Here is a 14,000-nt window from a genome sequence, read left to right on the forward strand (position 1 = left end):
CTTATCTTGACAGCGCAAATGCTGTCTCCCTAGGTTGAGGAACGTGTTCGGCCGGATCCCGAAACTTACGAAAGGTGCCCCAGGATGACATCGCTGCACGTGGCGACCACCGGGTCGGATGCCGCCGACGGCTCGGCGGAGCGGCCGTTCCGGACGATCAACCGGGCCGCAGCGCTCGCCCGGCCCGGCGACACCGTGGTCGTGCACGCCGGCGAGTACCGGGAGTGGGTGACGCCCCGGCGTGGCGGACTGAGCGACAGCCGGCGCATCACCTACCAGGCCGCCGACGGCGAGCACGTCGTGATCAAGGGGTCCGAGCGGGTCACCGGCTGGGAGCCGGACGGCGGGACGGTGTGGCGGGCGACCGTGCCCACCACGCTCTTCGGTGACTTCAACCCGTTCGCCGAGGAGATCGCCGGCGACTGGGTGGTGCACGAGCCGGAGGCGCCGCGCAAGCATCTCGGCGACGTCTACCTCAACGGCGTCAGCTTCTACGAGGTGGGCTCGCGCGCCGAGGTGTCCGCGCCGGAGAAGCGGACCGAGGTGATCGACCACTGGACCGGCGTCGCCGACCGGGTCCGGGACCCGGAGCGGACGCTGCTGGTCTGGCACGCCCGGGTGGACGCCGGGGAGACGACGATCTGGGCGAACTTCCAGGGCGCCGACCCGAACGCCGAGCTGGTCGAGATCAACGTGCGGCGGTCGGTGTTCTACCCGCTGGTGCCGCACCTGGACTACATCACCGTGCGCGGTTTCGAGCTGGCCCAGGCGGCCACCCCGTGGACCCCGCCGACCGCCGACCAGCCCGGCCTGATCGGGCCGAACTGGGCCAAGGGCTGGATCATCGAGGACAACGTGATCCACGACGCGAAGTGCTCGGCGATCTCGCTCGGCAAGGAGGCGTCGACCGGCCACAACTACGCCACCGAGCGTGGCGACAAGCCCGGCTACCAATACCAGCTGGAGTCGGTCTTCACCGCCCGGCAGATCGGCTGGGACCGCGAGCACATCGGCTCGCACGTGGTCCGCCGCAACACCATCTACGACTGCGGGCAAAACGGCATCGTCGGTCACCTCGGCTGCGTCTTCTCCACCATCGAGGACAACCACATCCACCACATCGCGCTCAAGCGCGAGTTCTACGGCTACGAGATCGCCGGGATCAAACTGCACGCCGCGATCGACGTCGAGATCCGGCACAACCGCATCCACGACTGCTCGCTGGGCACCTGGCTGGACTGGCAGACCCAGGGCACCCGGGTCTCCCGCAACGTCTACCACGACAACAACCGAGACCTGTTCATCGAGGTCAGCCACGGGCCGTACCTGGTCGAGCACAACGTTCTCGGCTCGCCGGCCGCACTGGAGCTGTGGAGCCAGGGCGGGGCGTTCGTCAACAACCTGATCTGCGGGACGCTGTGGCTGATGCCGGTGATGGACCGGGCCACGCCGTACCACCGGCCGCACAGCACCCAGGTGGCCGGCTACGCGTTCATCGTCGGCGGCGACGACCGGTGGGTCGGCAACCTGTTCGTCGGGGGAGAGCCGGCGGCGGCGTACCGGAACGCGCCGCCGGAGGGCTCGACGCCGGCCCACGCGGGCACCGTGGGTTACGACGGCTACCCGGCGTCGTTCGAGGAGTACCTGCGCCGGATCGACGAGCAGCCGGCCGGCGACCACCAGCGGTTCCTCAACGTCAAACAGGCGGTGTACGCGCGGCGCAACGTCTACGCCGCCGGCGCCCGCCCGTTCGCCGGCGAGACCGAGCCGCTGGTCCTGGACGGCGGGTCCGCCGCGGTGGTCGCCGACGGCGACGAGGTGTACCTGGTCAGCGACCTGCCGGCGGGGATCGGCGACGCCGTGCTGAGCCCGGTCGGCGGCCGCGACCTGGAGCGGGTCCGGTTCGTCGACGCCGAGTTCGAGGAGCGCGACGGCGGCCCGGCGGTGCTCGCCACCGACCTGACCGGCGTGGTCAAGGACCTGGGCCGGACCTACCCGGCCGGCCCGCTCGCCGACCTCGCCCCGGGAAGCAGCCGCGTCCGCGTCTGGTGACCGCGGTCAGGCGGACTTGCCCTTGGCCTTGCCCTTCGGCTTGGGCTTGTCCTTTCCCTTGGCCTTGTCCTTGGCCTTCGGTGCTTTCCGGGGCTCGGCCGGGCCCGGCGCGGCCGCCGTTCGCGGCGGCCGCTTCGCCGGGTCCAGCCGGACGGTGCGGGTGACCGGCTGGGCCGGGGTGACCGGGCTCTCCGCCGAGGTCTCGGTCTGGCAGGCGGCGCAGCTGCTCGGGGGAGCCGCGGCCGTCGCCGGTGACGGGGTGCGCGGGTCGTCCGCACTCCACGCCACGAGGCCCGCTGCGACCAGGGCGGCGGCCGCGCCGGCAGCGGCCAGACCGCGCCGGCCGGGCCGCCGGGTCCGGCCGGCGCGCACCGGCTGGGTGGCGGTGCGGTGCGGCCGGCGCGGCCGGTCGCTCACCGGCGCGACCGTGGGCGCCGCCGTGGTGTGCAGCAGCGAGGCGGGCGGCAGACCGGCGATCTCGCCGAGCACGTGCGCCACCTCCGCGGCGGTCGGCCGCTCACCCGGCGCCTTCGCCAGGCAGCGCGGCACCAGCCGGGCCACCGGGGACGGCAGCCCGGGCACGTCCGGCAGCGGGGCGGGCTCGGCGTAGTAGTGCGCCTTCAGCATCTGGGTGGCGGTCGAGGCGTCCCACGGCATCCGCCCGGCCAGGCTCTGGTAGAGCAGCAGGCCCAGGGCGTACACATCGGTCGCCGGACGGACCGGGCCACCCTTGATCCGTTCCGGGGCGAGGTAGGCCGGCGTGCCGAGCAGCTGGCCGTCGGTGCCCTCCATGACGCCGACCGCGGCTGAGATGCCGAAGTCGACCAGCTTCACCCCGCCGGACCCGACCATGACGTTGCCCGGCTTGACGTCGCGGTGCACCACGCCGCGCTCGTGCGCCGCGGCGAGGGCCGCCGCCACCTGGGCGCAGATCAGCACCGCCAGCCGCCACGGCAGGGCGGCGCCGCTGAGCAGCTCGGTCAGGGTCCGGCCGTCGACCAGTTCCATCACGACGTACGGCAGCACCGTGCCGCGGTAGGTGGTCTCGCCGTAGTCGTGCACCGCGACCACCATCGGATGCCGCAGACCGGCCGCCGCGCGGGCCTCGGCGTGCAGCTGGTGCAGCAGGTTCGCGTCGGCGGCCAGCTGCGCCGAGAGCACCTTGACCGCGACCTCCCGGCCCAGCACGTCGTCCTCGGCCCGCCACACCACCGACATGCCGCCCTGGCCCAGGCGTTCGAGAAGCCGATACCGTCCGTCGATCAGCAGTCCGTTCTCCACGACACCTGCCGATGCCCACCGGCCGCCCGCTCAAACCCCGGTGGGGGGCGACCGCCATCGCGATCGAGGCCGGGTTCATGCTGGCCGCCTGCTACGCCGCCACCCGGAACCTGTGGGTCCCGATCGGTCCGCACTTCGGCTGGAACTTCGCCGCCGGCGGCGTCTTCGGCGTCGTGGTCTCGGGTAACGGCGAGTCGAAGGGCCTGCTCGAAGCCTCGACGTCGGGGCCGGTCGCCTCAGCGGTGGCGCCTTCGGGCCGGAGGGCAGCCCGTACACGGTGCTGGCCGGCGTGGTCCTGACCGTGGTGTTCCGGTGGCTGGCCAAACGCCGCGGGCACCTCGTCCCGCGTCGGCGCCGCGCGGCGCAGGCCCCGGCGAGCGCTACAGTCGCCCGGTGATTCCGCTCCGGAGACTCCCGGACCGGTGGCGGCGGTGGCCGGTCACGGCCCGGGATCTGCCACCCCGGGCGAGACCGAGGTGCTCCGGCTCCTCGCGGAGGGCCTGTCCAACAGCGAGATCGCCGCCGCCCTGGTGATCAGCCACGAGACGGTCAAGACGTACGTGTCCCGCATCCTCACCAAACTCGACCTGCGCGACCGGGTGCAGGCCGTGGTGTACGCCTACCGCCGCGGCCTGGTGACCTGACCGGTCAGAGCGCCGCGCGGACCCGGTCGGCGAGGGTGGGCCACAGCGGGGCGGCGGCGCCGATGGTCAGCTCGGTGGAGAAGTCCGCGCCGTGGCCGCCGAGGACCACGCCGGCCTCCCGGGCGATCAGCGCGCCGGCCGCGATGTCCCACAGGTTCGTGTCCAGGGCCACGCCGCCGTCGAGCCGGCCGGCGGCCTGGTAGACCAGATTCAGCGCGGCCGGGACCCGGCGGATGTCGCCGCACACCGGCAGCAGCGCCCGGACCACCTTGGCGGCACGCTCCTTGGTCGCCGGGTTCGGCTGGAAGCTGACCCCGATCAGCGCCCGCTCCAGCGGCGGGCCGGCCGAGGCGGTGATCGGCTCGCCGCCCAGCAGGGCGCCGCCGCCGTCGACCGCGCTGAACGTCTCACCGGCGGCCGGGTCGTGCACCACCGCGAGCCGGGCCTGCTCCTGGTGGTAGAGCGCGATGCAGACCGACCACGGGCCGGTACGGCTGATGTAGTTGCGGGTGCCGTCCAGCGGGTCGATCACCCAGGTCCACCCGCTCGTACCGGAATGGCCGTGTCCCTCCTCGGCCTGCACCGCGTCGGCCGGGAAGGCGGAGCGGACCGCGTCCACGATGAGCCGCTCGCTGGCGATGTCGACATCGGAGACGACGTCGTTGACGTGCGCCTTGGGCGCGCCGACCCGCAGGGTGTCGCGCCGCTCCAGCTGCAGCCGGCCGGCTCGTACCGCGAGGTCGGCGACCAGCTCGCGGGCCGCCGAGAGATCTCGATCAGTCACCGCCGAAGACTAGCCGAATGGGCACTCGGAAGTGCCTTCTGTCCGGCTTCGGCGGGCGGACCTAGCGTCGATCGCATGACCGAGTACCGCGTGCACACCTACACCGCCGCCGAGGCGGGCCTGTTCGTCAACAGCTACCTGGTCGAGTCGGCCGAGGGGGTGGTGCTGGTCGACGCGAGCCTGCTGCTCTCCGACGCCCGCGCGCTCGCCGCCCGCCTCGAAGCGCTGCACAAGCCGCTGCTCGGCGTCTTCGTCACGCACGCGCACCCGGACCACTTCAACGGCCTGCCGACGGTCGCCGGCGACGACGTGCCGGTGTACGCGACCGCCGCGGTGGCCGACACGATCGACCGGATCGCCGAGCCGAAGCGGGCGCAGTGGCAGCCGGTCTACGGCGCGGAGTGGCCGGACAAGCACCGGGTCCCGGACCGCCGGCTCTCCGACGGGGACCTGGTGCAGCTCGGCGGCCTGCGGTTCGAGGTGCACCAGGTCGGCGCGGCGGAGAGCCACGCCGACTCCTATCTCGTCCTGGACGACCAGGCCTTCATCGGTGACCTGGCCTTTCACCGGGTGCATCCGTACACCGCGGACGGGCACACCGGCGACTGGCTGGCGGCGCTCGACCACCTGGAGGCCGAGCTGGCCGGGCGGACGCTGCTGCCCGGGCACGGCGCGCCCGGCGACGCCGGCATGCTGGCCGACCAGCGGCGGTACCTGATGATGTACCGCGAGGTGGTGGCCCGGCTGGCCGGCGGCGCGCCGCGGCTGACCGACGCGCAGCGCGAGGAGCTGACCGCGACGATGTGCCGCTTCCTGCCGGGCGCGCCGCTGACCTGGATGATCGGGCTCGGCGCCGACGCGGTCGCCGCCGAGCTCGCGGCCTGAGCCCGCCGCGCACGGTCCGGCTGGGCCGCACGGGTGTCTCCGAGGTGCCGAGACACCCGTGAGAGCCAGCCGGGACCGTGCGGCTCAGGGGACCGTGACCTGCCGCCACGTCCGGCCGTCGTCGGAGAGGCAGAGCTTCTTCTCGGAGAACACCACGTAGCGGCCCGCCCCGTCGTGGGTGATCCGGTTGGTCAGCGGCTCCTGCAGTTCGTCGGGGAAGCCGGGCAGCGCGACCGCCCAGTACTGCCGGTCGTCGTAGACCTGGAAGGTCCCGCCCGCCCGGACGGCGTGCGCGCCGTCCGCGGTGACCGTGCCGGGCTCGATCGTCTCGGGCAGGGCGAGGCCGGTCACCGGCTGCCAGGTCAGGCCGCCGTCGGTGGTGCGGTAGGGGTCCTGTCGCCGATCGTCGCGGTAGAGCAGCGCGTAGCCGGTCGAGCCGGAATCGGCCGCCACGGTCGGCAGGTAGATCTGGGGGACGAAGTCGGGCTGCGGCTCGATCCGCAGACCCCCGGCGAACACGTGGGTGTGCCAGCTCCGGCCGTTGTCGCCGCTGACCGCGACCGCGGGCTTGCGGGTGACCGGGTCCAGCCCAGGAATCCACATCCGGCCGCCGGCTGGCACGCTGACCGCGTCGGTCCAGCTGTCCTGGAAGGTGAATCCGGCCGGCTGGTGGGCCAGTGGCGCGAACCGGCCGGTCGCCGGGTCGACCGCGTAGACCCGGCAAGAGTCCTCCCGGCCGACCAGGCGACAGTCGACCGGCTTGGTGCCCGCGGGCGCGGCGGCCACCGGTTCCGGATCGACCGTCGCCGGCCGCCAGGTGCGGCCCCCGTCCTTCGAGGTCCAGAGCAGCTCCATGGTGGCCGGGTCGGGGGTGGCCGGCGGCGAGGAGTCCTCCGTCAGGATCCGGGAGTCGCGCCAGGCGAGCAGGCCCTTGCCCAGCACCACCAGGTCGGTGACCAGGTTCGGCGAGGCGGGCACGGCGCGGCGCTGCCAGGTGGCGCCGCCGTCCGGGGAGGCGTACAGCTGCCGGCCGCAGTCGACGCAGCGCTCGACCACGGCGTACAGGTCGTCCGGGCCGGTCGACACCACCTGGGCGAGCCGCGGGAAGTCGGCGGGCGGGCCGGGGTCGACCGGCGGTGGCGGATCGGACGGCGAGCCGGTCGCGACCGCGTACCCGAAACCGGTCGCCAGCAGCACGCTGAGCACCGCCGCCAGGCCCGCCCCGAGCGAGCGGCGGCGGTGGCGCGCCGCGCGCTGCCGGATCACCGCGAAGTCCGGTTGGCGCACCGCCTGCTCGGCGTAGGCGCGCAGGTCGTCGAAGCGGGTGTCAGGCATGGCGGGCCTCCTTCGCGAGCGGGGGTTGGTTGTCGTCCGCGAGCAGGCGGGCCAGCGAGGCCCGGCCGCGCGACAGGCGCGCTTTCACGGTTCCTTCCGGTACGCCCAGCGTGGCCGCCACCTCACCGACCGGCAGATCGGCCAGGTAGTGCAGCACCACCGCCTCCCGGGTCGGCGGGGCGAGCCGGCGCAGCGCCGCGAGCAGCGCCACCCGGTCGGCGGACAACCCGGGCACGCTCGCCGCGGCCGGCTCCACCCGGCCGGCCCGGACCAGCCGGTCGAACAGCCACCGGCGCCGGTACCGGCTGCGGGCCACGTTCAGCGCCACCACCCGCAGCCAGCGCTCGGTGTCGTCGGCGCCGTGGAACGCCCGCGGCGCGCCGAGCGCCCGGGCGAACGCCTCCTGCACCGCGTCCTCCGCCTCGGCCAGGTCCCCGACCAGGCCGAACACCTGCGTCACCAGCCTCCGGTAGAAGACCTGGTACGCCTGGCGCACCGCGTCTTCGGTATCCACACACGCTCCCGGGGTCGATGGTCTTTCCTAGAGGACCGACAGCGCGACCGTACGGTTGCATCCGATCCGGACATCGCCTGGGACATAGGTTGACCGCATGAGCTTCGACGTGACCGCCCTGCGGGGCCACTTCCCCTCCCTCGACCACGGGCTCGCCTTCTTCGACGGCCCGGGCGGCACGCAGACCCCGCGTCCGGTCGCCGACGCGATCGTGGCCACCCTGACCGGGCCGCTCTCCAACCGCGGCTCGGTCAGCGTCTCCGAGCTGAACGCGGAGCGCGCCGTCACCGAGTTCCGGGCCGCCTACGCCGACCTGCTCGGGGTGCCCGCGCAGGGCATCGTGCACGGGCGCAGCGCCACCCAGCTGACCTACGACTTCGCCCGCCACCTGGCGAAGACCTGGCGGCCCGGCGACGAGGTCGTGGTCAGCCGGCTCGACCACGACAGCAACGTGCGCCCGTGGATCCAGCAGGCCGAGCGGGCCGGCGCCACGGTCCGCTGGATCGAGTTCGACACCGTCAGCACCGAGCTGGACCTGGACTCGCTGCGCCGGGTGCTGTCGCCGCGCACCCGGCTGGTCGCGGTGACCGCCGCGTCCAACCTGGTCGGCACGGTGCCGCCGGTCCGCGCGGTGGCCGATCTGGCACACGAGGCCGGCGCGCTGGTCTACGTGGACGGCGTGCACTACGCGGCCCACCACCGGGTGGACGTGGCGGAGCTGGGCGCCGACCTGTTCGTCTGCTCGCCGTACAAGTTCCTCGGCCCGCACTGCGGGGTCCTGGCCGGCGACCCGGAGCTGCTGGAGACCATCCGGCCGGACAAGCTGGTACCGTCGTCGGACTCGGTCCCGGAGCGGTTCGAGTTCGGCACCCTGCCGTACGAGATCCTGGCCGGCGCCACCGCGGCGGTCGACTTCCTGGCGGCGATCGACCCGGGCGCCGGGGCGACCCGGCCGGAGCGGCTGACCAGCTCGCTGGCCGCGGTGCACGGGCACGAGTCGGCGCTGCGCCGCCGGGTCGAGGACGGCCTGCACGACCTCGGCGACGCGGTGACCCGGTACTCGCGGGCGGCCGAGCGCACCCCGACCCTGCTGATGAGTTTCGCCGGCCGGGACGCCCGGGACGCGCAGGTGCACCTGGCCGGCCGTGGGGTGCTGGCGCCGGCCGGGTCGTTCTACGCCTACGAGCCGTTCACCGCGATGAAGCTGGAGGCGCCCGCGCTGCGGGTCGGCCTGGCCCCCTACAGCACCGCCGAGGAGGTGGATCGGCTGCTGGCCGGGCTGGCCGCTTTCCTCTGAGGAACGACGGGTGGAGGATGGGTCGTGATGCTCGCGCCTATGGAAGCCGTCCGCCGGCTGATGGATCTGCGGCACCGCGGCCGGGCGGAGGACCTGCCCCGGGTGCTCGCCGATGCCGCGCCGCTGCTCGACGCCGAACACGCCACCGTGCTGCTGGTCGACTACGGGCAGGTGGCACTGCATCCGCTGCGCGGCACCACGGTCGACACGGCGGTCTCGCTGCCACTGGAGGACTCCCTCGCCGGCCGGGCGTTCACCAGGGCCGAGCCGCAGTGGCTCGACGAACCCGGCGGCGGGCTGCTCTGGCTGCCGCTGCTGCACGGGGCGGAGCGGCTCGGCGTGCTGGAGCTGCGCCTCAAGATCGATCCGGATGACGTCACCCGGCACGACCTGGAGGTGATCGCCGCGCTGGTGGCCGAGCTGATCGCCAGCCGGCGGTTCTACGGCGACGCGGTGGAGCACACCCGGCGGCGGATGCCGATGCAGCTGGCCGCCGAGATCATCTGGAACCAGCTGCCGCCGCTGACCTTCGCGGTCGACGGGACGATGGTCACCGCGGTGCTGGAGCCCTGCTACGACGTCGGCGGGGACGCCTTCGACTACGCGGCCAACGACGACGTGCTGCACGTCGCGCTCTTCGACACGGTGGGCCACGGGATCAGCGCGAGCGCGCTCACGACGCTGACGCTGAACACGTACCGTAATGCTCGTCGCTCGGGATTGTCGCTGACCGACACCTGCCGCTCGATCGACAAGTGGATCCGGGCGCAGTACCCGGGGGCCTTCGTCACCGCGCTGCTGGCCGAGCTGGACATGGCGACCGGCGCCTACCGGCGGATCAGCGCCGGGCACCCGGCCGAGCTGTTCCTGCGCGACGGGCGGGCCCGGCAGCCGCTGCCCACGCCGACCACGCTGCCGCTCGGCCTCGGGCACATGCTGCGCCGTCCGCCGCGGGTGGTCGAGCAGCAGCTGGAGCCGGGCGACACGCTGGTCCTCTACACCGACGGGATCACCGAGGCGCGGGACGCCTCCGGGAGCCTCTTCGGCACCGAGCGGCTCAGCGCGTTCCTGCTGGACGCGCTGAGCCGGGGGACACCGTCGCCGGAGGTGATGCGCCGGCTGATCCAGGCGATCGTCTCCTACGAGGACGGCGAGCTGCGGGACGACGCTACCGCGGCGATGCTGCAGTGGCGGCGGCACTGACCGGCCGGCGGTCGCGGCGGCGCAGCCACGACGCCCAGGTGGGCGCCGCCGAGTAGTGGTGCCACCGGACGAGCATCAGCGCCACCATCGCGACCAGCATCAGCGCGTGCCCGGCGGTCATCAGCGCCGCGCCGCTCACCAGCGGGGCCAGCAGCACGAACGGCGCCACCATCGCCAGCGCCATCTCGCCGATCATGCGCCGGTCGTGGCCGCGCACCGCCATCCACGCGGCCATCCCGGCGGCCATGTCGACGCCCATGGCCAGCGCCATCGCCACCGGCCGGCCGTGGGTCAGCCCATGCCACAGCGGGCCGAGCAGCACCATCCCGGCGACCATCGCGACCAGCATCTCGACCAGGTGCCGCAGCCAGAACCGCAGCCGCGGGCGGCGGGCCAGGCCGGCGCGCAGCAGCACCCAGCCCAGGCCGCCGAGCGCCGCGGCCAGCGCCAGCAGCAGCGCCGGCCACCACGGGACGGCCGGCCCGGACAGCTCACCCGGCCGGTACTCCAGCGACTTCGCCACCCAGCGGGCGGTCGGCACGTCGGTGGTGGCGGCCAGGTCGCGCAGCGTGCCCTCGAACGGGAACTCGTCGCGCTGGTGCACGTAGACCGGCTGCCAGGCCGGGTCGACGCCGCGGGCGGCGGCCTGGTGGCCGGGCACGATCAGCCGGTCGTGGCCGGTGACCTGGCCGGAGCGCGGGACGAAGGTGAGCCCGTGCCGGGACCGGATCGGCCGGCCGTCGGCGGTGACCGGGGTGAGCTGCGCGGTGTAGGACATCTCGGTGTAGGTGCGGAACACCGACGCCAGCTCGATCTCGCCGACGCCCGGGGTGAGCAGCACCCCGGCCTGCACCTGCCGGCGGAAACCGACGTTGAGCAGCGCCACCGTGTCGGCCGGGCCGGGGTGGGCGGCGTCGATCGGCGCCGGGCCGCCCGGGTGGTACGTGCTCCACCGCACCGCCGCCGCGGCCTGCCCGGCCACCGCGGCGCCGTGGTCGCGCTCCAGGATGCGCAGCGCGCCGTCCACCCCGGAGAGCACGCCGGCCGTGGTGATGATCCGGCCGTCGTCGACGTAGCGGGTGCCGCGCTGCCACCGCACGTCCGGGTACTGGCGCTCCAGGCCGTACTGGGCGAGCCAGTGGCTGGTCGCCGGCCGGCCGGTGAGCAGGCCGGTGCGGGCCAGCAGCCCGGCGCCAGCGCAGACGCTCATGATGCCGGCGCCGTCCGCGTACCGCCGCCGCAGCCAGTCCACCGCCGACCGCAGCCGCGGCCCGTCGGTCTCCTGCACGGCCGGCACCACGATCCAGTCGGCCCGGTCCAGGTCGGCGAAGGTCCGGTCGGGGACCACCTCCAGGCCGCCGGTCAGCGGCACCGGGTCGCGGCTCTCGGCCACGGTCAGCACGGTGTAGCGGCCGGCGGACGCCAGCGTCTCGTAGGGCGCGAGCACGTCGGCGGCGTTCGCCCCGGCCGCGCCGAGCAGCACCGCGACGGTCGGCCGGGCGTCGGTGGTGGTGGCCGCGGGCGACGGCACGGCCAGCGAGCGCGGCGCCGGGTAGACGGCGTCGACCACGCCCCGGGCGTGGATCACGCCCACGGCGGTCGCCGAGAACAGCCCGGCGACCAGAACGGCGAGAGTGCGGCGGATTCGCATGCCGACGATGCTCCCGGCCGGCCGGGTCATGCCGCCCGTGCCGAAGGTCATGGTCCCGGTCATGATCCACATTGACTATGTGATCGCCGCAGGTGAAAGTGCAGGCGTGGAGCGTTTCCTGTGGATGCTGACCGCCGGGGCGTACGGCGTCCTGGTCCTGGAATCCGTCGCCCACCCGAACCCCTGGCCGGCGATCGTGACCGGCGCGCTCTTCTCCGCGCTGGTCATCCTCGGCTCGTGGTGGCTGCCCGGCCGCGCCGCGGGCTGGCGGGCCGGCTACCTGGTCCTGCAGGGTGTGCTCGGCCTGCTGATGTTCGGCGCCGCGCACGCCTCCTGGGGCGGCACCCTGCTGCTCATCGTGCTGGTCGTGCAGGCGGTCCTGCTGCTGCCGCTGCCCGCCGCCGCGGTGGTGGCGGTCGCCGTGCCGTTCGGGCACGTCGGCATGGACTGGGGCGCCGGGTTGCGGGAGGGCTCCGGGATGCTCGTGGCCGCGCTGTTCGCGCTGGTGGTGACCTGGTTGCTGCGCCGCGAGCAGCAGACCCGCCTGGCGCTGGCCGCGGCCAACGAGCAGCTCGCCGAGCTGGCCACCACCCGGGAGCGCAACCGGGTCGCCCGCGACATCCACGACGGCCTCGGCCACTACCTGACCACCCTGCAGATGCAGATCCGGGCCGGCCGGGCGCTGCTCGCCCGCGACCCGGACCGCGCCGACGAGATGTTCGCCCGGGCCGAGGAGCAGGCCAGGGAGGCGCTGTCCGAGGTGCGCCGCTCGGTCGCGGCGCTGCGCGCCCCGCGCGCCGACGCCCCGCTGGGGGAGCGGTTGCAGCGTCTGGCCCGGGAGGCCTCCGAGTCCGGTCCGTCCACCCATCTTGAGGTACGCGGTCAGCCCCGTGACTTGTCGCCGCAGGTCGAGGAGGCGCTCTTCCGGGCCGCGCAGGAGGGCCTGACCAACGTCCGGCGGCACGCCCACGCGTCCCGGGCGCACGTCCTGCTCGACTACGCACCGGCCCAGGTGCGGGTGGTGGTCGGCGACGACGGCAGCGGCGGCCCACCCGGCGAGTCCGGCGGGTTCGGGCTGACCGGGCTGCGCGAGCGGGTCGCCGAGCTGGGCGGCGCGGTCGCCCTCGACTCGGTGCCCGGCCAGGGTTCCACGCTGACCGTGACGGCCCCCGCGTGATCCGGGTGCTGCTCGCCGACGACCAGCGGCTGTTCCGGGAGGCGCTGGCGCTGCTCCTGTCGGTGCAGGACGACGTGCGGGTGGTCGGCGAGGCCGCGGACGGCGCGCAGGCGGTCGAGCTGGCCGCCCGGCTGGCCCCGGACGTGGTGCTGATGGACCTGCGGATGCCGGTGATGGACGGCGCCACCGCGACCCGCCGGCTGCGCGACGAGCAGCCGGCGGTCCGGGTGATCGCGCTGACCACGTTCGACGACGACGCCGACGTGTTCGCCGCGATCCAGGCCGGCGCGATCGGCTACCTGCTCAAGGACGCCTCCTCGGAGCGCCTGATGGAGGCGGTCCGGGCCGCGGTGCGCGGCGAGTCGGTGCTGGAGCCGGGCGTCGCCGCCAAGCTGGTGTCCCGGGTGGCCCAGCTGCCGCCGGCCGTGCCGGACCCGCTGGTCGCCCCGCTGACCGGCCGCGAGCTGGACGTGGTCCGGCTGCTGGCCGGCGGCCGCAGCAACAAGGAGATCGCCACCGCGCTGTTCCTGGCCGAGGGCACGGTCAAGAACCACGTCACGAACGCTTTGGCCAAGCTCGGCGCCCGCGACCGCACCCAGGCCGCCCTGCGGGCTCGCGAGCTGGGCCTGCTCTGACCCGGCCCTGCTCAGCGCGGCCCTGCTCAGCCGGTCGTGCTCAGCCCGGCCCTGCTCAGTGCGGCTCAGGCCCGCTCGTCCCGGTATCCGTCGAGGCCGATCTGCACCACCCGCCGCAGCCCCTGGACATCCTCGGCGACCAGGCGCCCGGCCGTCTCCGGACGACCGGTGTCCGGCCGGGCCAGCCCGAACCCGATCATCTGCTCGGCGCACTGCCGGACCCGCTCCCGCCGCCGCGCGTCCGGCCGGATCCCCAGCCGGAGCACCCGCGTACCGAAATCCTCCAGGTCGACCTCCTGGTGCTCGGCGAGCTCGAACGCCAGCCGCCGCCCCACCGACCGCAGCGCCTCCGGCGTGAAGCCGTGCGCGGTCACGTGCCAGGCGAGCCCACCCGGGCACCGGTAGACGCCGGCCGCCTCCTGGAACACGCGCTCGTCCGCCGCGGCGGCGGCCAGCGCGCCGGCCTCGTCGCGGTACCGCTTCTTCCCGCAGGCACAGTTGTAGCGTCTGCCCGGCATGCCGGTCTCACCTCCGCTCTGTCG

General features: G+C 74.3%; 12 protein-coding genes and 2 pseudogenes. 8 read left to right on the forward strand and 6 right to left on the reverse strand.

What is annotated here, in order from left to right; all coding sequences use genetic code 11:
* Positions 1-84: 84 nt before the first annotated feature.
* Positions 85-2,052, forward strand: coding sequence for a right-handed parallel beta-helix repeat-containing protein (locus BJY16_RS25330; RefSeq protein WP_185042060.1), 1,968 nt, complete (start codon positions 85-87; stop codon positions 2,050-2,052).
* 6 nt (positions 2,053-2,058) lie between these two features.
* Here the strand turns inward: BJY16_RS25330 and BJY16_RS25335 are convergent, their stop codons facing one another.
* Positions 2,059-3,333: a serine/threonine-protein kinase gene (locus BJY16_RS25335; protein WP_239177030.1), complete on the reverse strand. Its 1,275-nt coding sequence runs from the start codon at positions 3,331-3,333 to the stop codon at positions 2,059-2,061.
* 41 nt (positions 3,334-3,374) lie between these two features.
* Between BJY16_RS25335 and BJY16_RS25340 the strand changes: the two are divergent.
* A pseudogene (locus BJY16_RS25340) lies at positions 3,375-3,730 on the forward strand (CPBP family glutamic-type intramembrane protease); the annotation flags it as partial.
* 61 nt (positions 3,731-3,791) lie between these two features.
* Positions 3,792-3,977, forward strand: a pseudogene (locus BJY16_RS25345) (response regulator transcription factor); the annotation flags it as partial.
* A gap of 4 nt (positions 3,978-3,981) precedes the next feature.
* Here the strand turns inward: BJY16_RS25345 and BJY16_RS25350 are convergent.
* On the reverse strand, positions 3,982-4,761 hold the full coding sequence (locus BJY16_RS25350; protein ID WP_185042061.1) for an inositol monophosphatase family protein: 780 nt from the start codon (positions 4,759-4,761) through the stop codon (positions 3,982-3,984).
* 75 nt (positions 4,762-4,836) lie between these two features.
* Between BJY16_RS25350 and BJY16_RS25355 the strand changes: the two genes are divergently transcribed.
* A complete protein-coding gene (locus BJY16_RS25355) occupies positions 4,837-5,646 on the forward strand; it encodes an MBL fold metallo-hydrolase (protein WP_185042062.1) in 810 nt (269 codons plus the stop codon).
* A gap of 84 nt (positions 5,647-5,730) precedes the next feature.
* Here BJY16_RS25355 and BJY16_RS25360 read toward each other — a convergent pair whose 3' ends face one another.
* Both BJY16_RS25360 and BJY16_RS25365 read right to left on the reverse strand, forming a co-directional pair.
* Positions 5,731-6,981 (reverse strand): sialidase/neuraminidase family protein, encoded by a 1,251-nt coding sequence (locus BJY16_RS25360; RefSeq protein WP_185042063.1) that lies wholly within the window; start codon positions 6,979-6,981, stop codon positions 5,731-5,733.
* Positions 6,974-7,495, reverse strand: coding sequence for a sigma-70 family RNA polymerase sigma factor (locus tag BJY16_RS25365; RefSeq protein WP_185042064.1), 522 nt, complete (start codon positions 7,493-7,495; stop codon positions 6,974-6,976). Before BJY16_RS25365 ends, BJY16_RS25360 begins: the two co-directional genes overlap by 8 nt.
* 97 nt (positions 7,496-7,592) lie before the next feature.
* On the opposite strand from BJY16_RS25365, the gene BJY16_RS25370 reads away from it, so the two are divergent.
* Both BJY16_RS25370 and BJY16_RS25375 read left to right on the forward strand, forming a co-directional pair.
* Complete coding sequence (locus tag BJY16_RS25370; protein WP_185042065.1) at positions 7,593-8,792, forward strand: cysteine desulfurase-like protein; 1,200 nt, start codon at positions 7,593-7,595, stop codon at positions 8,790-8,792.
* A gap of 39 nt (positions 8,793-8,831) precedes the next feature.
* Positions 8,832-9,995, forward strand: coding sequence for a PP2C family protein-serine/threonine phosphatase (locus BJY16_RS25375; RefSeq protein WP_239177032.1), 1,164 nt, complete (start codon positions 8,832-8,834; stop codon positions 9,993-9,995).
* Here the strand turns inward: BJY16_RS25375 and BJY16_RS25380 are convergent.
* Positions 9,961-11,709, reverse strand: a complete 1,749-nt coding sequence (locus tag BJY16_RS25380) for a DJ-1/PfpI family protein (protein WP_185042066.1) — start codon at positions 11,707-11,709, stop codon at positions 9,961-9,963. The genes BJY16_RS25375 and BJY16_RS25380 overlap by 35 nt on opposite strands.
* Positions 11,710-11,752: 43 nt before the next feature.
* Here BJY16_RS25380 and BJY16_RS25385 point away from each other — a divergent pair, with 43 nt between their 5' ends.
* On the forward strand, positions 11,753-12,823 hold the full coding sequence (locus tag BJY16_RS25385) for a sensor histidine kinase (RefSeq protein WP_203758926.1): 1,071 nt from the start codon (positions 11,753-11,755) through the stop codon (positions 12,821-12,823).
* Positions 12,820-13,458 carry a response regulator gene (locus BJY16_RS25390; RefSeq protein WP_185042067.1) on the forward strand — a complete coding sequence of 213 codons (639 nt, stop codon included), beginning with the start codon at positions 12,820-12,822 and terminating at the stop codon, positions 13,456-13,458. Before BJY16_RS25385 ends, BJY16_RS25390 begins: the two co-directional genes overlap by 4 nt.
* 65 nt (positions 13,459-13,523) lie before the next feature.
* Here the strand turns inward: BJY16_RS25390 and BJY16_RS25395 are convergent, their stop codons facing one another.
* Positions 13,524-13,976 carry a hypothetical protein gene (locus BJY16_RS25395; RefSeq protein ID WP_185042068.1) on the reverse strand — a complete coding sequence of 151 codons (453 nt, stop codon included), beginning with the start codon at positions 13,974-13,976 and terminating at the stop codon, positions 13,524-13,526.
* Between the last annotated feature and the right edge of the window lie 24 nt (positions 13,977-14,000).

It is taken from the genome of Actinoplanes octamycinicus (assembly GCF_014205225.1).
GTDB classification, from domain to species: domain Bacteria; phylum Actinomycetota; class Actinomycetes; order Mycobacteriales; family Micromonosporaceae; genus Actinoplanes; species Actinoplanes octamycinicus.